General features: G+C 60.2%; 12 protein-coding genes. 4 read left to right on the top strand and 8 right to left on the bottom strand.

Annotated elements, in window-relative coordinates:
• Positions 1-176: 176 nt before the first annotated feature.
• From AC1Q6D_RS05755 to AC1Q6D_RS05720, 8 genes are all read right to left on the bottom strand, one after another.
• A complete protein-coding gene (locus AC1Q6D_RS05755) occupies positions 177-3944 on the bottom strand; it encodes an Ig-like domain-containing protein (RefSeq protein ID WP_158249405.1) in 3768 nt (1255 codons plus the stop codon).
• A gap of 477 nt (positions 3945-4421) precedes the next feature.
• A complete protein-coding gene (locus tag AC1Q6D_RS05750; protein ID WP_103405589.1) occupies positions 4422-5018 on the bottom strand; it encodes a sarcosine oxidase subunit gamma in 597 nt (198 codons plus the stop codon).
• 3 nt (positions 5019-5021) lie between these two features.
• Positions 5022-7919, bottom strand: coding sequence for a 2Fe-2S iron-sulfur cluster-binding protein (locus AC1Q6D_RS05745; protein ID WP_103405588.1), 2898 nt, complete (start codon positions 7917-7919; stop codon positions 5022-5024).
• Positions 7916-8215, bottom strand: a complete 300-nt coding sequence (locus AC1Q6D_RS05740; RefSeq protein WP_047530859.1) for a sarcosine oxidase subunit delta — start codon at positions 8213-8215, stop codon at positions 7916-7918. The genes AC1Q6D_RS05745 and AC1Q6D_RS05740 overlap by 4 nt, the downstream gene beginning before the upstream one ends.
• Positions 8216-8228: 13 nt before the next feature.
• The gene (locus tag AC1Q6D_RS05735) at positions 8229-9470 is read right to left on the bottom strand and encodes an FAD-dependent oxidoreductase (protein WP_103405587.1); all 1242 of its coding nucleotides are present in this window, start codon (positions 9468-9470) and stop codon (positions 8229-8231) included.
• Positions 9452-10357, bottom strand: a complete 906-nt coding sequence (folD, locus tag AC1Q6D_RS05730; RefSeq protein WP_103405586.1) for a bifunctional methylenetetrahydrofolate dehydrogenase/methenyltetrahydrofolate cyclohydrolase FolD — start codon at positions 10355-10357, stop codon at positions 9452-9454. The genes AC1Q6D_RS05735 and folD overlap by 19 nt, the downstream gene beginning before the upstream one ends.
• Positions 10354-11220, bottom strand: coding sequence for a formyltetrahydrofolate deformylase (purU, locus tag AC1Q6D_RS05725; protein WP_047530853.1), 867 nt, complete (start codon positions 11218-11220; stop codon positions 10354-10356). Before purU ends, folD begins: the two co-directional genes overlap by 4 nt.
• A gap of 239 nt (positions 11221-11459) precedes the next feature.
• On the bottom strand, positions 11460-12059 hold the full coding sequence (locus tag AC1Q6D_RS05720; protein ID WP_103405585.1) for a helix-turn-helix domain-containing protein: 600 nt from the start codon (positions 12057-12059) through the stop codon (positions 11460-11462).
• 285 nt (positions 12060-12344) lie between these two features.
• On the opposite strand from AC1Q6D_RS05720, the gene glnT reads away from it, so the two are divergent.
• The 4 genes from glnT to AC1Q6D_RS05700 all read left to right on the top strand — a co-directional run bounded on the left by glnT (position 12345) and on the right by AC1Q6D_RS05700 (position 16764).
• Complete coding sequence (glnT, locus tag AC1Q6D_RS05715; protein ID WP_103405584.1) at positions 12345-13679, top strand: type III glutamate--ammonia ligase; 1335 nt, start codon at positions 12345-12347, stop codon at positions 13677-13679.
• Positions 13680-13820: 141 nt separating this feature from the next.
• Positions 13821-14726 (top strand): class II glutamine amidotransferase, encoded by a 906-nt coding sequence (locus AC1Q6D_RS05710; protein ID WP_103405583.1) that lies wholly within the window; start codon positions 13821-13823, stop codon positions 14724-14726.
• Between the two features lie 11 nt (positions 14727-14737).
• Positions 14738-15421: a GltB/FmdC/FwdC-like GXGXG domain-containing protein gene (locus AC1Q6D_RS05705; RefSeq protein ID WP_103405582.1), complete on the top strand. Its 684-nt coding sequence runs from the start codon at positions 14738-14740 to the stop codon at positions 15419-15421.
• 20 nt (positions 15422-15441) lie between these two features.
• On the top strand, positions 15442-16764 hold the full coding sequence (locus AC1Q6D_RS05700; RefSeq protein WP_047530843.1) for an FMN-binding glutamate synthase family protein: 1323 nt from the start codon (positions 15442-15444) through the stop codon (positions 16762-16764).
• Positions 16765-16912: the final 148 nt, after the last annotated feature.

The following is a 16912-nucleotide window of genomic DNA, read 5'->3' as shown; positions in this document are numbered from 1 at the left end:
CCATTGGGACGCCCTGATGAGCTTCACCTGCAAACTGGGCGCGGCAGACCTTGGGTCGTCCAATCTATTGCATCGACCGGTTGAGTCGACAGCTTAGCGTTTCACGTTGAGCGGATGTCACTGCCACCTGATGCAAATGGCACGCTATGACAGTGCATCCGTTTTTGGACGAGACGTTAAATGATGAAGTCCCAGTTCGCCGCCAGAACGTTGTGCTGGTTCATCTCCGCCGCTTGCACGAAGTTGCTTGCGACCTGTTCCAGGGTCATGCCTTTTTGCATGGCGTCAACCCAGTAAGCCAGGCCTGCACTATCGCTTTGACGGCCATAGATGCCCTGATACACCAACTCCAGGTCATGCGGGGCGTTACCGTTCAGGGTGACAGCCTGCTTATCGTGAGCTTCGTTCGAAGTGATCAGCGACAGGGCGATGCTGCCCATGCTCATGCCATTCTTGGCCTGGACCGCCCAGTAATCGAAGCCCTGATAGTCAGCCTGGCGGCCCAGAACCGATTGATAAAGGCCTGCCAACTGGGTTTGAGGCTCGCTGGTTTGAAAGCTAATGGTCGTGTCGGAGAAAGTCAGGTTTTCGGCATTCACCAGCAGCGTGTGTTGTCCTGGCTGCACTTTGGAAGTGACCAGGACATAGCCCTCGTGATTTTCCACCAGGTAGTCCGAACTGGCGCCGTTGAACACCACGGCATCGTTGCCTTGGCCGCCGTGCACAAGTGTGGTGCTGTTGGATGGTTCCGTGCTGCTGCCTGCGAAGTTGATGTTCAACGTGTCGCTTCCACCACCGGCGAACACCGAACTGCCGCTACCGGACGATATGCTGAACTGCTGACTTGCTGCGTCGCCGGTAAGTATCTGGCCGCTGGTGTTGCCGATGATGCTGGCGGTGCCGATGATTGCTGCGAAGTCGACGGCGTTTAACACCAGCGTGCTGCCGCTGGCCACGTGTGTAGCGTCGATGACCAGCGCGGTGTGTTGGCTGTCGCTGCTGGTACCGGTCAAGGTAAGCGGGCCGGTCGGTGCGGTCTCGCCAGTGGTCGGTGTAATCGTCTCGACCAGCAGCGGTACGCTGGCCGCCAGTTTGTTGAGGAAGGAGACGCCGTTACCGGTCAGGTGTCCTTGGTCGCTGGCGGCATGATTCGGCGTTGCCGCCAGGATATCCTGGATCAGATGTTCAATCGAACTACCCGCCGGCCGACTGACACCGCCAACAGCAGTCAGGCCAAAGCCCGGTGCCAGCTGTGCCAGCAGGAGGTTGTTCGCGCCGCTGGTGGCCAGTGGAATGTCGGCCACAGCAGCGCTGCCGCTGGAGTCGGTGCGGTCGGTGCTGACAATCGGAACAATGATCTGAGTGCCACTGCCGCCGCCCGGCAGGCTGACCTGCTGCTGGGTGACGGCAACGCCGTCGATAGGGGTCATTGTGGCTGGTGACGAGGGTGGTGTCGGTACCGCCTCTACGGTCAGTGCCAGTGAGGCGCTAGCTGCTGACACGTTTCCTGCCGGGTCGATTTGCTTGGCGGTCAGCGTATGGCTACCCAGCGACAATGTGCTGCTGGTGATGTTCCAAATGCCGGTACCGTCAGCAACCGCGGTGCCCAGTACTGTGCTGCCGTCGGTGTCGTAGAGTTTGACGGTTGCGTTGGCGGCTGCGGTCCCGGTAATCACGGGCTTGGCAACACTGGTAATGCCGTCACCCTGAATACCGCTGTCGCTGGCAGCGCTAAGTGTCGGCAGGGAGGGCGCCGACGGCGACAGATTGTTGACCGTCAGCGCAAGGCCGGCGCTGACGGACGAGACGTTGCCTGCCGTGTCGGTCTGCCTGGCGGTCAGCGTATGGCTACCATTGCTCAAGGTCGTCGAAACGATACTCCAGTCGCCGTTTCCGTTGGCAACAGAGGTGCCCAGCACGGTGGTCCCATCGGTGTCGTAAAGCGTGATGCTGGCGTTGGCTTCGGCGGTGCCGGTGATGGTCGGCATTAAGACATTGGTCAGGTTGTCGCCAGGGACACCGCTGTCGCTGCTACTGGCCAATATGGGCGCAGGCGGGGCCGTCACGCTGTTGTCAATTGACACTGACACGCCACTGCTGGCTGCAGAGACATTACCCGCGGCGTCGGTCTGTTTGGCCGTCAGTGTGTGGCTGCCGGTCGCCAACGTCGCGCTCGAGATACTCCAATTGCCAGCGCCGTCGGCGACGGTGGTGCCTAGCAAAGTGGCACCATCGGTGTCATACAGCTTGATCGTGGCATTGGCTTCAGCCGAGCCGACAAACACGGGTGTCTGGTTGCTGGTGATCGCATCGTTGTTTGACTTGCCGGTATCGGTGCCGGCTGTCATGACCGGCGCCGAGGGTGATGCGGGGGCGGTATGGTCTAGCGTGTACGTTTGACCGGCTGTATAGCCGCTGGTGATGCCGACAGATGAACCGTTCTGAATCCCGGTGCCACTGCCGTTGAGATCCAGGCGCAGGGTACCATCGCCGCTGATTCCGCTGACTGTCAGGGTGTACGTGTCACCACTACCGGTGACTGAGGCGATGGTCGCGCTGGCGTTTCCGGTTGTAGCCAAGGTGAAATCCGAGGCGTCCACGCCAGTCACGGACTGGCTGAATTTCACCGTGTAATCCACTGAGGGGCTAGTGGCTGGCACCGTGCTGCTGGCGCCCATGGCCCGCTCGATAGCGGCGACGGTTGGCGCGTCCACCACATTGACGCTGAAAAACTGGAACGCATCGTTACCGGCGGCGTCGGTGGCTTTCAGATAGAGGTGGTAGTTTCCGGCGGCGAGATTCTGCGCGGCCACCAGTTGGTTGCCGGATAAGCTGAACTTGCCGTTGTCCGCATCGATTGTACCGTTGCCGATGGCAAAGCCGTAGCTGACGGCAGTGGCATCGGTGGCGGACAGCGTTGCCACAGTGGCGCCATTGCCAGCGTTGCTCATGGCAACCTGGGTGTTACTCAGGGCCATGGCGATTGGCCCGATAGTGTCGAGTGTATAGGCGTAGCCGCTGGAGGCGCTGGAAACGTTGCCAGCCACGTCGGTCTGTTTGGCGGTAAAGGTATGTGAGCCGTTGGTCAGTGCGCTGCTGGCGATGCTCCAGTTACCAGAGCCATCGGCCGTCGTCGAGCCAAGCAGGGTGCTGCCGTCGGTGTCGTACAGCCTGACGGCGGCGTTGGCTTCGGCGTGGCCGGTGACGGTCGGTGTACTGTCGTTGGTGATGCCGTCGCCCAAGGTGCCGCTATCGCTTCCGTTGCTCAATGCCAAAGTGGTGGGTGCAGCCGCTAGGGTGTCGATAGTTACAGATAAGCCTGTACTGAGCGGCGAAGTATTATTGCCGGAGTCTGTCTGCGTTACCTTCAGCGTGTGATTGCCATCTATCAACGTGCTGCTGGTGATGGACCAGTTGCCAGAACCATCCGCACTCGTGGTCCCCAGTAGCGTGGTTCCATCGGTATCGTACAGTTTGACAGTTGCGTTGGCTCCGGAAGTGCCGGTGAGTGTAGGGGTAGTATCTGAAGTGACGCCGTCGCCCAAGGTGCCGCTGTCGCTGCCGCTGGATAGCGCGGGCATCGGCGGGGCTGATGGCCCGGGTCTGCCACCGACCACGATAGTGGAGGCACTGAAGGTACTCGAATCGGTTCCATCCAGCCCCTGGATCGCACTGACATCATTACCCCCAGTGGGGTCGACATACAAAAATTCGATGATGTCCCCGGCAGTCAGCGGGGGCGCTGAAAGAGTGAGCGTCACGGTCTTGCCGGTACCATCGACAGTCACTCCTGTAACTGAAGTGCCAGTTCCGTTGATCTGAACGTCAAAGGCGTTGGTCGGTGGTGGATTGGCGGCATCCAGGGCAACGTCAAACTGCATCGTAAAAAACTGCTCACCAATATAGCCGTATGAGCCTGAATAGGTAGGTTGCGCCATGACCATAAAATGCTTTCCCTGATTTGCAGAAAGCATAATTGCCAACTGCCTGTCGACCTGGTGACTTAGGCGATACTAGCGATAGAAGCAAATGGCCACAAGCGAGGTTTCTCACTTCGATTTAAGTGCCGATTAGAAGGGTTTCAGGGTCGCTCCATGCCGCGACTCCCAATAACTGCCCTGAAAGGTCGCAAGCGGGGCAAAGGGTATGGGGTGGTGAATATGGGGTGAGAAGGTGGTTAGAGAATAGCTTTTTAGCGCCCCTGCAGGCATGGAGTCCCAGGGGCGAGTGTTCGAATCACGCCGTCCCGACCCTATAATTCAAAGGGTTGCGAGATTTTATCTCGCGACCCTTTTTTATTGGTCGTTTTTACCCCTGTAAAACCACCGGCTCCGGGTGGAATCCTCACCGCTTTCGTGCGAGCTGACGCCCACTTTTGCAGCGTCTGAGTGTTCTGCGGTTCACTCCGTTTCTGCCAAGCGTCAGACGGTCGTCCCATCCATTGCCAGCCCGGAAAACTCCCGCATTGCATCCAGCAACGCCTCTCGGAAATACACCTTTGACGCCCGATCGCAGAGGATGTGCAAGCTTGCCAGCTGCGCCGTACTTGAGTTGATCACGATCACGTTGATCCGTGCCGCAGAGGTTTGCGCCACTGTACCCGGGCCGAACGCCTGCGGGCTCAAGTCGACGCCGCAGAGTTTGGCCATCACCTCGCTCAGGTGTTCGCCCGTCAGTTGAAAGCAGGCGTGGCTGTCCTGACGCGGCAGCAGATAGTTGGCCTGGTGGTCCAGTTCCCACCGGGCTTCTTCGTCGGCGATGCGTTGGCCCTGATCCTCGGGACTGCCCAGCAGTAGGTACTCGGTCTGGGACAGGCGCGCTACCTGACTGCCATCGGCTTGAATCACCGCGCGGTTGGGCGCATCGGGCAGGACGAAGCGGCGGCTGCGCAGGTACTCGGCACTGTGGGCGCCGCGGAAACCGACCCGGGGCAGGTCGGTCGAGTCGGCCAGGCGGCACCCCGGCAACGGCGTCAGGGCTTGCCGGGTGATGCTGTGTTGTTCTCTCAGACTGGTCATGACTCAAAGCTCCTGGCGTTGGTTGTCGGGATCGAAGAAGGGTAACTGCACCACCTCGGCCTGGACCACGATGCCACCCTCGACGCGGATTGGAATGCGCTGCCCCGGCGTGCTTTGGTCGATGCCGGCGTAAGCCAGGCCGATGATCTTGCCCAGGCTTGCGGAATATTCGCAGGAGGTGACGTTGCCGCTGATCTCCGGGCCGTTAAGCACCAGATGGCCTTCCAGCGGTTGCAGGCTGTCTTTGGGCAGGCTGAAACCCACCAGTTTGCGTTTCAGTGGTTGGGCTTCGAGGATATCCACCGAGCGCCGGCCGACGAAAAATGGCTTGTTGCGACTGACCGCCCAGCCCATGTCGATTTCTGCCGGATGGGTCATGCCATCGGTGTCCTGGCTGATGATCACATGGCCTTTTTCCAGGCGCAGCAGACGTTGGGTTTCGACGCCGAAGGGACGGATGTCGTGTGCTTTTCCAGCCTCGATCAGCGCGTCCCAGAGTTTCAGCCCGTGACGCGCGGGTACATGGATTTCATAACCCAGTTCGCCGACGAACCCGACTCGCAATAACCTGGCCTTGATGCCGGCAACCGTACCCTGGCGGACGCCCAGATAAGGGAACGCTTCGGCGCTCAGATCCAGATCGGTACAGACTTTCTCCAGCACCCGGCGTGAATCCGGACCGGCAACATTGACCGCGCAAATGGCCGCGGTGACGTTGGCGACGTCCACGTCCAGGCGCCATTGTGCGTTCCACTTGAGCATTTGCTGATAAATGCGGTCGACGCCGCTGGTGGTGGCGGTGACGTAGAAATGGTTCTCGGCGAAACGAGCGCACACACCGTCATCGATCACGACCCCATGCTCATTGGTCATCAGCGCATAGCGCGAGCGGCCGACCGGCTGCTTGAGGAAGGCAAAGGTGTACATGCGGTTGAGCAGTTCGGCGGCGTCCGGGCCTCGCACGTCGAGACCGCCCAGCGTCGACACATCGATAATCCCGACCTTGTTGCGCACATGCAGTGCTTCGGCCTGCATACAGGCGTCGCGATCCCTGGCAGTGCCATAGTAGGCCGGCCGCTGCCAGATCCCGGCGGGCATCATCTTCGCCCCGGCTTGTACATGCCGGGCGTGCATCGGTGTTTGCCGGTACGGATCGAACGCTCGACCGGCCACGTGCGCCAGCTTTTCCGCCACAAACGGTGGGCGTGCCGTGGTGACTCCGGTTTCGCTGATGTTGCGCTGGGTTGCCCAGGCGACCAACCGCGCGGTTGGCAGCGCCGAGTGACGTCCCTGGGAGGGGCCCATGCCCACGGTGGAGTAACGCTTGACCAGTTGCACATCGCGATAGCCAATCCGCGTGGCATTGACGATGTCCGCCACTTGCAGGTCCTCGTCGAAGTCGACGAAGTCCTTGCCCTTGGGGTGAGGGAAGATCGGCCAGTTGAAGTTGACCCGAACCTCGCTGCCCAAGGGGGCACGTTGTGCGCTGACTGCCAGCCCTAGCGCGAGCGCGGCATCAGCGCCGGCATTCACGCCATCGGCGATCACGTTGTCCAGGCGGTGGCGACCATTGACCGAGCCTGCAACCGCGAGGTTTTGCGGCAGGCCACTGAGGGTGAATTCGGCGCGCTGATCGTCGTAGGCGAGTTTGCCGCCCGCCTGACAGAGCAATTGATAGACCGGCATGTAACCGGCGGACATACACAGCAAGTCGCAATCCAGGCGTTGTCCGCTTTCTGCGACCTGACCCTGGGCGGTGATCTTGCGCACCACGACGCCGTTGATATGACGCATGCCTTTCTCGTGCAGCGCTTCATACACGGTGCTGTTGCGCTGGCAAGGGATCTTGCGCTGAGCCAGTGCCTGCAGCATGGACTCATCGCCGGGACCATGACGCAAGTCCACCACGGCAGCGACTTCCACGCCCTGATCGTATAGATCCAAAGCGGCGAGGTAACCGTCATCATTACCCGTCAGCACCACCGCGCGTTTGCCCGGCTTGACCGCATACAACTTCATCAAGCGTTGCGCAGCGCTGGTCAGCATCACGCCCGGCAAATCGTTGTTGCGAAACACCACCGGCTGGTCGAACGCGCCGCTGCACACCAGGCATTGGCGGGCACGCACCTTGTACATGCGCTTGCCCTGGATGACCGGCAGGTAGTTGTCGGTGAACCAGGCATTGCAGGTCGCGTCGGTCAGGATCCGGATATTGGCGTGTTGCTCCACCGCAGACAGTAGCTCGCGACGCAGGTCTGTGGCTCTTTTGCCTTCGATATCGAAACGGGCATAGGTCAACGACCCTCCGAGAATCGGTTGTTGTTCGATGAGCAACACCTTCGCCCCGGCATTGGCCGCTGTCAGCGCCGCCTGCAGCCCGGCTGGCCCGGCACCGATCACGGCGATGTCGGTGAACAGGTAAGCCTTGTCGTAGTACTCGGGCTGGAACTTCAGGTCGAGTACACCGAGGCCGGCCTTTTTGCGAATGATCGGCTCCCAGACTTTCCACATGCCCTTGGGTTTGTAGAAGGAGCGGTAGTAAAAGCCCACCGGCATGAATTTGGAAAACTTGCCCAGGTAGGCGTCACGGTCGTTGTCCAGCGAGCCGTTGACGTTCTGCGCCGTGACCTGCAAGCCGGCCGACAGCGCGTATGCATCGGCCAGCACATTAGGCTCCTGGGGCAATTGCACCAGGCTGTTGGCGTCTTGTCCGGCCATGGTCAGCGGGCCGCGCGGACGGTGGTATTTGAACGAGCGCGAGATCAGGAATCGACCATTGGCCAACAGGGCGCTGGCGATGCTGTCACCTTGCAGGCCTTGATAGCGATGACCGTCGAAACTGAAATCCAGCGGCTGATCACGGTCGATCAGCAGGCCCATCGGGGCGGGTAGGCGGTTCATCCTGCGATCTCCTTGGCGGCGCTGAAGTCGACGCGGGCGGTGAAAAGTTCTTTGGGGTCGAAGGTACGAAGGATTTCATCGCTGACGGTGTGACGCTCCGCCAGAAACCAGTAGCTCGACGGCGTATGCATCCACCATTCGCGTACCACTCCGGCGAGGTTGTCGGTGTTGAACACGTAGTCCGCCCATTCGGCATCGGTGCAGCGGACGGGATCGGGCATGGGCTTGAACTCGCCGCCATAAGTGAATTCGCTGATGTTGCGTGGCCCGTTGAGCGGGCAATTGATGATTTTCATGGTCCGCTCTCCGTCAGTGGCTGGCCGCCGTAGCGCCCATTTCGTTGACTTGCTGGAAGGTCGAAAAGCGCTCGAGGCCGAAAGGCTTGATCAGATCCGGCACCTTGCCGCCGCTGGCCACCAGTTCTGCCATGGTCTTGCCGCAGATCGGTGTAGCCTTGAAACCCCAGGTGCCCCAACCGGCGTCGAGGTAGTAATTTTTTACCGGTGAAAGCCCCATGATCGGGCTGTAATCGGGAGTCATGTCGGTGATCCCGGCCCATTGGCGCATCAGCTTGGCGTTGGCCAGAAACGGGAACATTTCGATGGCGTGTGCCAGCAGGCTTTCCTTCAGATCGAGCGTGGAGCGGGTGTTGAACAGCGGATAAGGATCGGAGCCGCCGCCGAACACCACCTCGCCACGGCTGGTCTGCTGCACGTAGCAATGCAGCGCCGAAGAGCTCACCAGCGGATCAAGGAACGGTTTGAATGGCTGAGTGACCATCGCTTGCAGCGGAAAGGTCTGGATCGGCGAACGAATCCCGGCCTTGGCCATCAGCAGCGAACTGTGCCCGGCGATGGCCTGCACGGCGCAGCCGCACTTGATGGTGCCTCGATTGGTCTTGACCGCCGTGATCGCACCGTTCTCGATGATCAGGTCCTGAACTTCGGTGAGTTGATGGATCTCCACGCCGCGTTTGGCCGCCTGCTTGGCGTAACCCCAGGCGACAGCGTCGTGGCGCGCGGTGGCGCCGTCGATATGCCAGAGGCCCGCGATAACCGGCAGGTGACCGGGGTCGAGGTTGAGGCTGGGCACCAGTTCGCGAATCTGCTGGCGGTCGATCATTTCGGTGCGGCCACCGAAGTGCTTGTTGACCTCGGCCCGCTGACGGAACGAACGCACGGTGGCATCGGTGTGGGCCAGGGTCAGTTGGCCACGCTCGGAGTACATGATGTTGAAATCGAATTCGTTGGACAGGGACTGGAACATCCGCACCGATTCGGCATAGAAACGCACGCCTTCGCTGGTCAGGTAGTTGGAGCGGATCACCGCCGTGTTACGTGCGGTATTGCCACCGCCCAGATAGGACTTCTCCAAGACCGCGATATTGGTAATGCCGTGGTACTTGGCCAGGTAATAGGCGGTGGCCAGGCCGTGGCCGCCGGCACCGATGATCACCACGTCATAGCTCGGTCTGAGTTCCCGGGGCGGCGGTAGGTCGACTTCCACCGGGTACTCCGAACTCAGCCCGTACTTCAATAGATTGAACGGCATAGGGCCTCCGATTGGCTGCGTTGCGCCTGATGTTGCATCCGGGCTGCGGTTACGGTGTTTTTCATCAAAAAGGCAATAGTCATCGGGCCGACGCCACCGGGAACCGGGGTGATCGCCGCGACGTGGGGCAGGGCGCTGTCGAAATCGACGTCGCCCACCAGCCGGCTGCGGCCCTGGTCGTCGATGCGGTTGATGCCGACATCAATGACCACGGCGCCGGGTTTCAGCCAGCTGGCATCGATCAGTTTCGGCCGCCCTACGGCGGCGATGACGATGTCGGCCTGACGGCACAAGGCCTGTGGGTCCGGGCTGCGCGAATGCAGCACGGTCACTGAGCAATCGGCCTTGAGCAGCAGGGCGGCCATGGGTTTGCCGACAATATTCGAGCGGCCGATCACCACGGCGTGTTTGCCGCGCAGATCGCCGCAGGTTTGCTCCAGCAGGTACAGGCAGCCGCTGGGTGTGCAGGGGGCGAGCACCGTGCGGCCCTGGCTGAGGCCACCGACGTTTTCACTGTGAAAACCATCGACGTCCTTGGCCGGGGCGATGGCTTCCAGGGCGCGCAATTCGTCGATGTGAGCCGGCAACGGCAATTGCAGCAAAATGCCGTTGATCGAACGGTCGGCATTGAGCGTGGCAATCAGGTTCAGCAGTTGTTCGGTGCTGGTGTCGCTGGACAGTCGATGCTCCACGGAGCGAATGCCCACCTCTTCGGCACGCAGGATTTTGTTGCGCACGTAAACCTGGCTGGCCGGGTCGCTGCCCACCAGAATCACCGCCAGGGCCGGTTGAATGTCCCGCTCGCGCAGGCCGTCCACGTCCTGGCGGACCTGAAGCAGAACGCGGGCGGCGGCGGCTTTGCCGTCAATCAATCTGGGCGTGTTCATCGAAAGATCACCGTTCTGTCCTGGTTGAGGAAAACCCGGTGTTCCAGGTGGTACTTGACCGCCTTGGACAGGGCCACGGTTTCGGTGTCACGGCCGGTGGCGACCAGGTCGTCCGGCAGATAGACGTGATCGACGCGCTGCACTTCCTGTTCAATGATTGGCCCTTCGTCGAGGTCGCTGGTGACGTAGTGCGCCGTAGCGCCGATCAGTTTCACCCCGCGCTGGTAGGCCTGGTGATAAGGCTTGGCACCTTTGAACCCCGGCAGGAACGAGTGATGGATGTTGATCGCCCGGCCCGAGAGTTGCTTGCACAAGTCATCGGAAAGGATTTGCATGTAGCGCGCCAACACCACCAGTTCGGTGCCGGTGTCGTCGACAACTTTCATCAGCTCGGCCTCCTGCCGGGCCTTGGTGTCTTTGGTCACGGGCAGGTAGATGAAGCGGATGCCCTCGCGCTCGGCCATGGGCCGCAGGTCCAGGTGGTTGGAGACGATGGCGGTGATGGTCATGTCCATCTCGCCCTTGTGGTAGCGGTAGAGCAGGTCGGTCAGGCAATGGTCGAACTTGCTGACCATCAGCAGTACACGCATCGGTTCGCGGGTGTCGTGCAGTTCCCAGGTCATGTCGAATGCCTTGGCGACGTCGCTGAAGCCTTCCTTGATCTGCTGGATATCACCCAAGTGGCCGTCGTTGAAACGGAACACGGCGCGCATGAAAAAACGGCCGCTGAAGTCGTCGTCGAATTGCGCCATCTCCCCGATGTAGCAACCATTGTCTGCCAGGTAGGTGGTGACGGCCGCGACGATACCGGATACTGCGGGACAGGTGATCTTGATGATGAAATGGTTTTTTTCGTGTTGCATGACACGTCCTCGGGAAGATGGCGGCAGCTCATCGCATAGCGAAAAAAACAGGGCAAACAGCAATCTCGTCCATGAGTGTGTTTTCTTATGGGGAATAAAATATTCCTGAAGTTGGCTTTATAGGGGAATGCCCGCGCCGCGTCCAGAATTTTTGTGAAAGTTTTTTAACTGGCAGGAAAACGCCTGAGGCCGACACAGGTCGGCCTCAGGGTTGGAATCGAAGGGGAGTGGGGCGGGGATTATTCTTTGTCGTTGCCGTAATTCATGATCGACAGCAGGCGGATCGGTACTTTCACCAGTTGTTCCGGGCCATGGGGGATTTCCCCTTCGAAAGTCAGGCTGTCACCGGCTTCCATGCGGTACAGCTGATTGCCATGGCGATAGATCAGTTCGCCTTCGAGCAGGTGGAGAAACTCGGTGCCCGGATGGGAGAAGGTCGGAAACTCCTCGCTGGCGTCATCCATGCTCACCATGTAGGCCTCGAAACTCTTCTTCGGCCCGCGCGTGTGATTGAGCAGATGGTAGGTATGGCCCTTCTCGGTTCCGCGGCGAACCACTTCCATCCCTTGATCGGCCTTGACCAGTTGTGCGCTGCCGTCTTGCTGGTCGTATTCACTGAACAGCTTCGACAGTGGCAGGCCGAGCACATCGCACAATCGGCTCAGGGTATCGAGGCTGGTGGAGACCTGGGCGTTTTCAATTTTGCTCAACATGCCCTGGCTGATGTCGGCAATTTTCGCCACATCGGACAATTTCAGATCCTGCGCCTGGCGCTGGCGTTTGATTTGCAAACCCAGGTATTGCTCAAGCTTGAGGCGCGGGGCAGTTTCGGTCGGCATAGTCTTTAGATCCTGCACACTTTCTGTTCAGTAATATTAGTTTCGCACTGAGAAAGTGCAAATCACGGCGTTCCTTTCCACCCCAGTGGGCGATATTCCCTCCGGGAAAAGAATATTCCCATATATACAGCACAAAAGCGCTGGTTACGGCACTTCGGCTTTTCATTCGCGATTCTGGCAAGGGCCTTGCATTCCTGTTGGGAAACTTACTTTCTTTTCAGGAATATCAAAGGAAAGTGACGCCCATCCCCAATGATTTGCCCTTTTCGCCAGGAGTGACGAGCAATGTTGCCAGCAGAAACCCAGCGCATCATCGACAAGCACGGGATCAAGTATGTGCTTGCGCAGTTTGTCGATATCCATGGTTCGGCCAAAACCAAATCGGTGCCGATCTGTGGACTCAAGGCCGTGGCCGAGGACGGCGCAGGTTTTGCCGGTTTCGCCATCAGTGGCATGGGCATGGAACCCCATGGCCCGGACTTCATGGCCCGTGGCGATTTGTCCACGCTGATGCCTGTGCCCTGGCAACCGGGTTATGGCCGGATCGTGTGCATCGGTCATGTCGACGGCAAGCCGCATCCTTATGACAGCCGTTACGTGCTGCAACAGCAGGTTCGTCGCCTGGAAGACAAGGGCTGGACGCTCAACACCGGCCTGGAGCCCGAGTTCAACCTGATGCGCCGTGACGAGCAGGGCAAACTGCAGCTGGTCGATGCCAGCGACAACCTGGACAAGCCTTGCTACGACTACAAAGGCCTGTCGCGCTCCCGGGTATTTCTCGAACGCCTGACCGAGGCGTTGCAGGCGGTGGATTTCGAGGTCTATCAAATCGACCACGAAGATGCCAATGGCCAGTTCGAGATCAATTACACCTACAGCGACGCCATGACCTCGGCCGATCGATTCACGTTCTTTCGCATGGCCGCCGGCGAGATCGCCAATGACCTGGGCATGATCTGCTCGTTCATGCCCAAGCCTGACCCGAAACGCGCCGGCAACGGCATGCACTTTCACCTGTCGATCAGAAGCGCCGAGAACAAGAACCTGTTCTTTGATGCCAGCGATCCGAGCGGCATGGGGCTGTCGAAAATGGCCTATCACTTCGCCGCTGGCCTGCTTGCCCATGGCCCGGCGCTCTGCGCTTTCGCCGCACCGACGGTCAACTCCTACAAGCGTCTGGTGGTGGGCCACTCGTTGTCCGGCGCGACCTGGGCGCCAGCCTTTATAGCCTTCGGCGCCAACAACCGTTCGGCGATGGTGCGGGTGCCCTACGGTCGCCTGGAATTTCGCCTGCCGGACGCCGGTTGCAATCCTTATCTGGTCAGCGCGGCGATTATCGCCGCGGGCCTCGACGGTATCGACCGCCAGCTGGAAATCGACCACGTCTGCAATGAAAACCTCTACAGCCTGAGCCTTGAGCAGATCGCTGCAAAGGGCATCAAGACCCTGCCGCAATCGCTCAAGGAAGCCTGCGACGCGCTGGAAGCCGACCCGCTGTTTGCCGAAGTGATGGGGCCGCAGATCGTTGGCGAATTCATCAAGCTCAAGCGCATGGAGTGGGTGGAATACAGCCGCCATGTGAGTGATTGGGAAATCGCACGCTACACCGAGTTTTTCTGAGTCTGTTGGGCGGCAGCTACAAGCTGCAAGCGTCAAGCCGCAAGTAAAAACGAGTGGGCGGCGTTTCGAAAATTTTCATGTCCATGCGGTCAGCTTGCAGCTTGCAGCTTGCCGCTCCCGAACGAAGTGAGGACTGTTTTTATGTGTGGAATCGTAGGCCTTTACCTGAAAAACCCGCAGCTGGAATCCCGGCTCGGCCAGCTCTTCGAACCGATGCTGCAGGCCATGACCGATCGTGGCCCGGACAGCGCAGGCTTCGCCATTTATGGCGATGAAGTGGCTGATGGCTGGGTCAAGCTGACCTTGCAGGCGACCACCGAAGCCTTCGACTGGAAAACCCTGATGGGAGCGCTCGAAGGCCGTCTGGGCTGTTCGCTGGACTGGTTTCAGAACGCCAGCGCCGCCGTATTGAAGATCCATTCGGAAGAAGCGCCAGTCCGTCTGGCCCTTGCCGAACTGGCCCCGAGCGTTCGCATCATGAGCGCCGGGCAGAGCATCGAAATCCTCAAGGGCATGGGCTTGCCCCAGGAAATTTCCCAACGCTTCGGCCTGGCCAGCATGAAAGGCAGCCACATCATCGGCCACACCCGCATGGCCACCGAAAGCGCGGTGACCATGGAAGGCAGCCACCCGTTTTCCACCGGCGCCGACCTGTGCCTGGTGCACAACGGTTCGCTGTCCAATCACTTTCGCCTGCGCCAGGAACTCAAGCGCGAAGGCATCCATTTCGAAACCGACAACGACACGGAAGTGGCCGCCGGCTACCTGACCTGGCGCCTGCAACAAGGCGACTCGCTCAAAGAGGCGCTGGATCATTCGCTGGAGGACCTGGACGGCTTCTTCACGTTCGCCATTGGCACCCGCAATGGCTTTGCGGTGATCCGCGACCCGATTGCCTGCAAACCGGCGATTCTCGCCGAGACCGACGATTACGTCGCCATGGCCTCCGAATATCAGGCGCTGTCGAGCCTGCCGGGTATCGAACACGCCAGGATCTGGGAGCCGGCACCGGCCACCCTGTACATCTGGGAACGCGAGTCAGCTTAAGGAGCGCACACATGAAAACCATCGATCTTTCCACTGCCACCGTGCGTGACCTCAATCAGGCGCTGCATGACCAGGCCAACAACGTCGAAGACCGCGAGTGGGTAGTGACTCATTCCAACGGCAAGCACAACCTCGCGGTTGGGGTGAACCAGGCTGTGTCCATCGATATCCAGGGGCACGCCGGCTACTACTGCGCGGGCATGAACCAGAAAGCGTGCATCACCGTGCATGGCAATGCCGGTGTCGGCGTCGCGGAAAACATGATGTCGGGCATGGTGCGGATCAAGGGCAGTGCGTCCCAGGCCGCAGGCGCCACCGCCCATGGCGGGTTATTGGTGATCGAAGGCGATGCCGGTGCCCGATGTGGCATTTCCATGAAAGGCATCGACATTGTGGTCGGCGGCAGCATCGGCCACATGAGCTGCTTCATGGGCCAGGCCGGACGCCTGGTGGTGTGTGGCGATGCCGGCGATGCCCTGGGCGATTCGCTGTACGAAACCCACATCTATGTGCGGGGCACCGTCGCTTCCCTGGGCTCGGACTGCATCGAAAAAGAGATGCGCGCCGAACATCTGGAGGAGCTGCAAGTTTTGCTCAACCGCGCCGGTTTCGAGCACAAACCGTCTGAGTTCAAGCGCTACGGCTCGGCCCGTCAGTTGTACAACTTCAAAGTCGATAACGCGTCCGCGTACTGATCCACGCGAGGAGAACAGATATGAGCGACAAGACCACTCCGGTGCTGCGCGAGTCAGCCACTTTCGACCGCCTGACCATCCAGGAAATCCAGCGCGCCGCGGAAACCGGCATCTACGACATTCGCGGCGGCGGCACCAAGCGCAAATTGCCGCACTTCGACGACTTGCTGCTGCTCGGCGCCAGCGTCTCGCGCTACCCGCTCGAAGGCTATCGGGAGAAGTGTGGCACCGATGTGATCCTCGGCAACCGGTTCGCCAAGAAGCCGATTCACCTGAAGATTCCGGTGACCATCGCCGGCATGAGCTTCGGTGCTTTGTCGGCCAATGCCAAGGAAGCCTTGGGCCGTGGCGCGACCATCGCGGGCACCAGCACCACCACCGGTGACGGCGGCATGACCCCGGAAGAACGCGGCCAGTCGCAGCATTTGGTCTATCAGTATTTGCCATCGCGCTATGGCATGAACCCGGACGATCTGCGCAAGGCCGACGCCATTGAAATCGTCCTGGGGCAGGGCGCCAAACCCGGTGGCGGCGGTATGTTGCTGGGCATGAAAGTCACCGAACGCGTGGCCGGCATGCGCACCTTGCCGATCGGTGTCGACCAGCGCAGCGCCTGCCGTCACCCGGACTGGACCGGGCCGGATGACCTGGCGATCAAGATCGCCGAGATCCGGGAAATCACCGATTGGGAAAAACCGATCTACGTGAAGATCGGCGCGAGCCGACCGTACTACGACGTCAAGTTGGCGGTAAAAGCCGGGGCTGACGTGATTGTGCTCGACGGCATGCAAGGCGGCACTGCAGCCACTCAGGAAGTGTTCATCGAACACGTCGGGATCCCGATTTTGTCGGCCATCCCACAAGCGGTACAGGCTTTGCAAGAGATGGGCATGCATCGCAAGGTTCAGCTGATCGTTTCCGGAGGGATTCGCAACGGTGCCGACGTCGCCAAGGCGATGGCGCTCGGTGCGGATGCGGTGGCCATCGGGACGGCGGCGCTGATTGCCTTGGGCGATAACCATCCACGCCTGGACGAGGAACTGAAGAAAATCGGCTCGGCCGCCGGTTTCTACGATGACTGGCAGAACGGCCGCGACCCGGCCGGTATTACCACGCAGGACCCGGAACTGTCCAAGCGTCTGGACCCGGTGGAAGGTGGTCGCCGTCTGGCCAACTACCTGCGCGTCATGGTGCTGGAGGCACAGACCATGGCCCGGGCCTGCGGCAAGTCGCACCTGCACAACCTCGATCCCGAGGATCTGGTGGCGTTGACGGTGGAGTCGGCGGCCATGGCGCGGGTGCCGCTGGCGGGGACCAACTGGGTTCCGGGCTCTGGGTACTGAGACGAAACCTGTGGGAGCGAGCCTGCTCGCGATAGCGGTGTATCAGTCAGCTAAAAGGCTGCTGAACCAACCCCATCGCGAGCAGGCTCGCTCCCACAAGTCCTGTTCATGGCACTTATATTCGAGAGGCCGAAAAGGCCCGTGTCTC

Source organism: Pseudomonas sp. MT92, from assembly GCF_058792515.1.
This window is presented reverse-complemented; position numbering and strand designations above follow the sequence as displayed.

What these genes read in the sequence shown, in the direction of transcription:
- AC1Q6D_RS05755 (WP_158249405.1), bottom strand. Translation starts at nt 3,944, where the DNA reads ATGGTCATGGCGCAACCTACCTATTCAGGCTCATACGGCTATATTGGT.
- AC1Q6D_RS05750 (WP_103405589.1), bottom strand. Translation starts at nt 5,018, where the DNA reads ATGACCAGTCTGAGAGAACAACACAGCATCACCCGGCAAGCCCTGACG.
- AC1Q6D_RS05745 (WP_103405588.1), bottom strand. Translation starts at nt 7,919, where the DNA reads ATGAACCGCCTACCCGCCCCGATGGGCCTGCTGATCGACCGTGATCAG.
- AC1Q6D_RS05740 (WP_047530859.1), bottom strand. Translation starts at nt 8,215, where the DNA reads ATGAAAATCATCAATTGCCCGCTCAACGGGCCACGCAACATCAGCGAA.
- AC1Q6D_RS05735 (WP_103405587.1), bottom strand. Translation starts at nt 9,470, where the DNA reads ATGCCGTTCAATCTATTGAAGTACGGGCTGAGTTCGGAGTACCCGGTG.
- folD (WP_103405586.1), bottom strand. Translation starts at nt 10,357, where the DNA reads ATGAACACGCCCAGATTGATTGACGGCAAAGCCGCCGCCGCCCGCGTT.
- purU (WP_047530853.1), bottom strand. Translation starts at nt 11,220, where the DNA reads ATGCAACACGAAAAAAACCATTTCATCATCAAGATCACCTGTCCCGCA.
- AC1Q6D_RS05720 (WP_103405585.1), bottom strand. Translation starts at nt 12,059, where the DNA reads ATGCCGACCGAAACTGCCCCGCGCCTCAAGCTTGAGCAATACCTGGGT.
- glnT (WP_103405584.1), top strand. Translation starts at nt 12,345, where the DNA reads ATGTTGCCAGCAGAAACCCAGCGCATCATCGACAAGCACGGGATCAAG.
- AC1Q6D_RS05710 (WP_103405583.1), top strand. Translation starts at nt 13,821, where the DNA reads ATGTGTGGAATCGTAGGCCTTTACCTGAAAAACCCGCAGCTGGAATCC.
- AC1Q6D_RS05705 (WP_103405582.1), top strand. Translation starts at nt 14,738, where the DNA reads ATGAAAACCATCGATCTTTCCACTGCCACCGTGCGTGACCTCAATCAG.
- AC1Q6D_RS05700 (WP_047530843.1), top strand. Translation starts at nt 15,442, where the DNA reads ATGAGCGACAAGACCACTCCGGTGCTGCGCGAGTCAGCCACTTTCGAC.